Origin of the sequence: Kitasatospora sp. MBT63 (assembly GCF_000710465.2) — a bacterium.
GTDB lineage: Bacteria > Actinomycetota > Actinomycetes > Streptomycetales > Streptomycetaceae > Kitasatospora.
Window position 1 is genome coordinate 1 of sequence record NZ_JAIZ01000533.1, and the last position, 5,981, is coordinate 5,981.

General features: G+C 73.8%; 9 protein-coding genes and 1 pseudogene. All 10 read left to right on the forward strand.

What is annotated here, in order from left to right:
• Positions 1 to 226, forward strand: a 226-nt coding sequence (locus tag AA75_RS49875; protein ID WP_033823173.1) for a hypothetical protein, incomplete at its 5' end; no start/stop codon positions are given.
• Positions 223 to 816 carry a hypothetical protein gene (locus AA75_RS28600; RefSeq protein WP_033823174.1) on the forward strand — a complete coding sequence of 198 codons (594 nt, stop codon included), beginning with the start codon at positions 223 to 225 and terminating at the stop codon, positions 814 to 816. The genes AA75_RS49875 and AA75_RS28600, both read left to right, overlap by 4 nt.
• Positions 813 to 1,463, forward strand: coding sequence for a hypothetical protein (locus AA75_RS28605; RefSeq protein ID WP_033823175.1), 651 nt, complete (start codon positions 813 to 815; stop codon positions 1,461 to 1,463). The genes AA75_RS28600 and AA75_RS28605 overlap by 4 nt, the downstream gene beginning before the upstream one ends.
• Before the next feature lie 223 nt (positions 1,464 to 1,686).
• Positions 1,687 to 2,172 carry a hypothetical protein gene (locus tag AA75_RS28610; protein ID WP_043467778.1) on the forward strand — a complete coding sequence of 162 codons (486 nt, stop codon included), beginning with the start codon at positions 1,687 to 1,689 and terminating at the stop codon, positions 2,170 to 2,172.
• A gap of 156 nt (positions 2,173 to 2,328) precedes the next feature.
• Positions 2,329 to 2,823: a hypothetical protein gene (locus AA75_RS28615; protein ID WP_051740823.1), complete on the forward strand. Its 495-nt coding sequence runs from the start codon at positions 2,329 to 2,331 to the stop codon at positions 2,821 to 2,823.
• Between the two features lie 207 nt (positions 2,824 to 3,030).
• A pseudogene (locus tag AA75_RS52495) lies at positions 3,031 to 3,351 on the forward strand (DNA cytosine methyltransferase); the annotation flags it as partial.
• Positions 3,266 to 3,802: a hypothetical protein gene (locus AA75_RS52500; protein ID WP_233289232.1), complete on the forward strand. Its 537-nt coding sequence runs from the start codon at positions 3,266 to 3,268 to the stop codon at positions 3,800 to 3,802. The pseudogene AA75_RS52495 and the gene AA75_RS52500, both read left to right, overlap by 86 nt.
• Before the next feature lie 374 nt (positions 3,803 to 4,176).
• The gene (locus AA75_RS28630; RefSeq protein WP_051740820.1) at positions 4,177 to 4,752 is read left to right on the forward strand and encodes a DUF4913 domain-containing protein; all 576 of its coding nucleotides are present in this window, start codon (positions 4,177 to 4,179) and stop codon (positions 4,750 to 4,752) included.
• 16 nt (positions 4,753 to 4,768) lie between these two features.
• Positions 4,769 to 5,506, forward strand: a complete 738-nt coding sequence (locus AA75_RS28635; RefSeq protein WP_033823177.1) for a hypothetical protein — start codon at positions 4,769 to 4,771, stop codon at positions 5,504 to 5,506.
• Positions 5,503 to 5,981 (forward strand): hypothetical protein (locus AA75_RS28640; protein ID WP_051813608.1); only part of this gene is annotated, 479 nt, incomplete at its 3' end. The genes AA75_RS28635 and AA75_RS28640, both read left to right, overlap by 4 nt.

The window sequence follows — 5,981 nt, forward strand, 5'->3', positions numbered from 1 at the left end:
GCTCAATCTCGCGCTCTCGCGCCCCCGCCTCGCCCTCGATGGCGCCTGCGAGGACCTGCGCCGCGACGCCCGCTCGCTCGCCGGCCCCTTCTCCGGCGTCGGCCGTCCGGCCCCGAGGGCTGTCGCCGCCACCGCCCGCAGCGCCGCCGGTCCGAGCGCCCGCACGGTCGCCTCGCTGCCGGCCCTCCCCGGACAGCACGCCGCCGTCGCAGGGCGGCGCCGGTGAGGCCGCCCACCGCCGCCGGCCCGTCGACCTTCGGCGGCGCCGTGTCCGGCACCGCCCCATCCGCCTACCGCAACGACCTGGCGGCGGTCGCCGGGATGCTGCGCGCCCTCGGGCACAACGCCGCCGCGACCCCTTCCGGGCCCGTCTCCGGCATCCCCGACCGCGACGCCCTCCTGGAGCAGTGCCGCCAGGCGACTGCGTTCATCCGGCACTGCGGAGACAACGCCGAGCACTACCGCCGCCAGCCGCCGGCGGACAACCCGTCCGCGGCCGTACTGGCCTGCGCCTACGACGCCGCGATGAGCCGCGCCGCCACCGTCCACCGGCACCTGGGCGCCGCCCTCGATCTCTCGATCAAGTCCACGACCGCCACCCTGGCCAAACCGGGCAGCCCCGCCGCGGAACTGCGCCGTCGCCAGGCCGAACACACCGGCATCGCTCTGGAGACCGCGGACCGGTGCGCGGCCCAGGGAGCCGAGGAGGTTCGCGCGTTCACCGACCGGCTCGCGCCCGTCCCGGCGGAGACTCCTGCCGGTTCCGCACACGCTCCCGCTCCTCCCTCTACCTCGCCTGCCAGGAGCCGCCGTTGAGCACCAACCCTCCGCTGCCGCCCGTCCCGACCGGACTACGGCAGGACGATCTCGACACGCTGGGCGACCTCGCCGCGCAGCTGGCCGCCTTCGCCGACGCCATCCCCGCGCCGGCCCCGCACGAGCCGCTGCCCGAGGTCAGGGAGCTGGCCTGGCCGATGGTGCGCCTGCACGAGCTGATCGCGGTTCCGCTGGACGAGAGCTTCTTCCGCGCGACGAACACTGCGGGCCCCGACGCCGGGCTCGGCGTCTTCACCGCCACGACGACGGCCCTCACCCTCGCCCAGGCCGCGCTGGCCCGGTCGGCGAACCTGCTCGCCGACCCGGCGCCGACGCCCGAGGCGCTGAGCAGCGCCCGCAGCTGTCTCGCGACCGCCCGCGGCACCGTCCGCTCGGCGGCCGAAGCGCTGGGTGAGGCCGTGGACACCGCTTCCGGCCTTCCCGAGGTCACCGCCCTCGCCTCCCGCCGCCCCATCGTCCCGGCCGGGCACCGCCCACCGGCCGCGGGCGATGCCGCGCGCCGCGTGGACGCGGCGCTTCGCCGCTCGCCAGCCCTGGTCCTGCTCTCTCCTCCCGCCTCGCCACCCGCACCGCCGACCCGCTCCGGCACTCCGTCGGCGACGGTCGTACCGCTGCGGCGGACCTGACACCCGCGTCGGCCCCGCCCGAGTTCCGACTGCGGCCTCATCCGACGACGCACCGAACCTGCCGGCCCTCCCCGGCAGCTCCCGAACTGATGGAGTCCCCACGCCCACCGCCCGTCCCACCTCCGAGGTCAAGGCATACCAGCGGCACCTGCGCGACGTCGCGCAGCAGGCCGAGGCCCTCGCCGCGAAGCTGCCCACCGCCCGCGCCGCTTCCGCCGCCGGCGTGCCAGACGCCCGCGATGTCGCCGGGCACCTGCGCGCGATGCAGGAACTGCAGACCAGCGCGCTCGCCGCGGCCGAGTTCTCCGACCAGTTCCCGGCGCATCCCACCACCATGACGGCCGCCCGGCTCACCGCGCTGTCGCTAGCCCGAGCTCACGGCCGCGTCACCGAGGCCACCCGGCACCTGTCCTACCTGCTCCAACACGCCGTGAGCGCCGATGTCTGGGCTCTGCCCGACGCCCAGCCGGTCGACCCCGCCGCCGTCTACGGTGCCGCCTCCACCGAACTGCGTCGGACCGCAGGGCAGTTGCGTATCGATGCCGACCACCTCGCCTCCGCTGGCGTCTCCGCCGTCCCGGCCAAGCCCCGCCGGTCCGCCGCGCTCAGCGTCACCCAGCGCCTTCGCCGCGTCCTGCCCGGCCGCCGCACCGACCCCCTTCCGATCGCCGCGCTGCCCCGCAGCAGCGCCCCCGCTCCCCGCCGCTGACCCCAAGGACCCATCCTGACCACCACCTCCACCGAGACCCAGGCCCAGTGGCTGCTCGGCACCGCCGCCGATCTGCACTACTTCAGCGAAGAGCTGTTCAGCATCTACTGCCACCGCGATCCGCTCCCCGACCGCCTCGGCGCCGTCCTGGACTCCATGACCGACGTGCAGCAGAGGCTGCTGTCCAACGTCGTCGACGAGTACGACACCACTCCCGCCGAGTCCACCAGGCCCGAGGACATCGCCTGGCGACGCTGCAGCCTCGCCTACGCCTACGCCGGGCTGCTGACCGCGAAGGCGATCCTGCGCGCCCAGCCCGCCCTGGTCGCCGTCACGCTCAAGCGGAGCAGCCCCGAGGCCGACCGGTGGCCGCACCGCACCGCCTACTTCAAGTCTCTGTCGTCCTCCCGGGGAGTCCTCGAAGAGGCGGTCTGGAAGATCAAGGAGGTCGCGGCGGACCTGACCGGCCCGGAGCCGGACTTCCTCACCCTCACCGGCGAGGAGGCGATCGTTCTCACCCGCTCCGCCTCCCTGTACCAGCGGCCGGCCAAGCGCGTCACCGCGAAGAACGCCGCCGGCCCCGGCGCCGCCGTGCAGGTCTCGCCGCCCGCCGTGCGCGCCTCGACCGCCCGCAGCGGGGCCCGCCGATGACGCCGCCGGGCGGCGGGTGGCCGCGTATCGGCAGCATGTGCTCCGGCTATGGCGGCCTGGACCTGGGCGTCCAGGCCGTCCTCGGCGGAAGCGTGGCGTGGCATGCCGAGATGAACCCCAACGCCGCCTCGATCCTCGCCCACCACTGGCCTAGAGACGCCAAATCACGGCGACATAACCGCAGTTGAATGGGGCAGCGTCGAGCCGATCGACGTCCTCACGGCAGGCTTCCCCTGCCAGGACCTGAGCGTCGCCGGCCGCAGGGCCGGTCTGATGGAGGGCACCCGCTCCGGACTGTGGCTGACCATCGCCCGCGCGATCGACGTCCTCAAGCCAAGGTTGGTGATCATTGAAAACGTCCGCGGAATCCTCAGCGCAGCCGCTGCCTCGCCATCCGATGGCGACTTGGAGTGCGGCTGGTGCGATCTGGGAGACGGCGGAGGTGAGCCTGCTCTGCGGGCACTCGGCGCGGTTCTCGGAGACCTGGCCGACCTCGGGATGGATGCGCGGTGGACGGTGCTACCCGCTGCCGCCGTCGGCGCCCCCCACCGCAGGGAGCGGCTGTTCCTCGTCGCCTGGCCTTCCGACGCCGAAGGCCCGCGATGCGAAGGGGCCGGATGCGAAGCGGGAGGACCTGGGGCATGCGGTCACCCTGCTGAAGACCCCGACCAGCAATTTGGGCGTGATCGGCGGGAGTCAGCACCCCGACAAGCGGCGCCAGGGCGGCCACGGGCCGAACTTGAGCGACGAGGTGGAGCACCTGCTGTTCCCGACTCCGAAAGCCTCCGACGGGACGCACGGCGGGCCCAACAGCCGTGGCAGCAAGGGCGATCTGACCTTGCCGTCGGCGGCGGCTCAGCTGCTGCCGACGCCGAGGGCCTCGGACACCGGAACGCCCGGACGGAAACCCGGGGCGGGGTTCCGGCCGCCGCTGTCGGCGGTGGTCCTGCCGATCTGGGAGCAGGACAGCTCGGACTGAACCGGTGGGGCCCGTACGGGCCGGCCATCGCCCGGTGGGAGCGCGTCACCCGGCCCGCACCGGAGCCGACCGACGAGCGAGGCCGGCTCGCCCCCGCCTTCGTCGAGTGGATCATGGGCGTGAATGAGGGCCACGTCACAGCCGTTCCGGGCCTGTCTCGCTCCGCCCAGCTGACCGCACTGGGCAACGGCGTTGTTCCCCAACAGGCCAGCTCTGCCTTGCAGTTGCTCGGCGTGGCCGATCTACTCGCTGCCGCCCGCTGGTGCGGGCGGCGGTGAACGGAGGGTGCTTATACACCGAGTTCGGCCCGATACGTCGGGCCGTCGAGCGCAGATGCTCGTGTCATCACCCGCCGACGAGAGGCACCCGCCCCTTTGACCGCCCCCGAGCCCGACCCCACGTCCGCGCCGGACGGCTACACCAACTCCCAGATCGACGTGCTGACCGCGAAGCTGTCCGCTCTCGCGGCGGGATTCGACCTGCAGGCCGAGCAGCTGGCCAGCATGACCACCGCCCTTCCCCCGGAGGACGGCGACGATCTGGACGCCATCGGCGGCGCAGAGCCGCTGTTCATCCTCGCCTTCGACGACCCGCAGTACGACCAGGAACTGGAGCTGATGACCCCATGGGTAGACGAAATCTGGACCAAGATCTACGGCCCCGAGACCACCGCCGGCAAGCCCTGGTGCCCGCGCTGGAAGGAGCACCCCGAGGCCGTCGCCCGGCTGCACGCCGTCTGGCTGTCCTGGCAGGCCGCCCTCGACCCCGAATCGGGAGCCGCCGGCCCCAGCTCCTGGCAGCGCGACCACCTCGAACCCGCGCTCATGAAGCTCCGGTCCGCCGACGGGCCGTTCGCCGCCTGCACCAGCAGCGGTGGCCACATCAGCCACCGCGTGCTGCCGCACCCCGCGCTGACCGACACCACCCCTGCCGACCGCCCCCTCACCTGACCGAAAGAGCCGACCCTTGCCCGACTTCAACCTGCCCGGATGGCGTCCCGCGGACGCCGCCTCCGCCGAGGCCCAGGTGCAGTTCCTCGCCGCGGAGGATGCGTACGAGCTGCTGACCGAGGTCAACCACGACCACGACGGCAGCAGCGACGACTTCCTCCTCTTCGAGGACGTCTCCGGCTACGCCGCGGTCACCGCTCACCTGCACTACGACGAGGACGGCGAGACGTTCACCCTCGCCACCGCGACCCTGCCCACCTTCGCCCTAGCCGCGGCATGGCTCGTCCAGCGCGGCGCGGAGAGCGACGCCTTCCTCAACCGGTCCGGCCACCCCGGCGCCCCGGCCGACGCCCGCAGCGCCTCGGCCGCCGCCCGCCTGCTGGAGTCCGGCTCCCGCTACCGGCTCGTCGACCACGGCGCCGAGCCCGGCGAGACGTGGGCGATGCTGCGCGACGGCAGCGCCGCCGGAGCCGAGCGACCGTTCCTGCTGCACCTGGAGACCGTCGACCCGGACCGCGGGTACAAGCTGCGCGAGGGCTCGTTCAGTTCGCCACAGGAGGCCCAGCAGTGGCTGGAGAACCGGCGAACGTCGCTGCCTCCGGTCGCCGACGGAGACGTCGCCGTCGTGGTCAGCCCGCAGGCCAACGCCGCGCGCACCCGTACCTCGTCCGGCCAGCGCCGGACAGCCGCTGCGGAACTCGCCCCCGCGCTCACCGCCACGGCGGCGACCACTGCTCGAAGGGCCGCGCGGTGACTACGATCACCCGGCCACTCGCCGCCTTCAGCTCCCACCCCGAGGCTCTGGACGACCTTCTGTCCGTACCGCAGCACGTGCGGATGCTCGCCCTGAGCTACCTCGGCCGGCTGGTGCGCGCAGAGGTCCGCGGCCCCCTCCTCGAAGAGCAAGGCGAGCGCGACCTACGCGGCGCCAGGAAGCTCTACCTCGACGAGGCGCTGGACTACCGGCTCGTCTACGTGGAACGCCGCGCACCCCACAACCCTCGTCATCTGCAAGGCATCCACCTGGTCGCCGTCGGCGAGCGCCGGGGGGTCGCGGTCTACGAGCCCGCGGCCCGCCGCCTGCGGCAGGCCGCCAGCCACGAGGTGAAGCGCGGGATGCCGGCCCGTTTCCAGGCCGCCCTCGCCGCCTCCGCCCGGACCTCCCCGGCCCAGTCCGCCGCCTCGGTCTCCGCACCGGCCGGGGTGTCGCCGGCTGTCGCCCTCTCCCC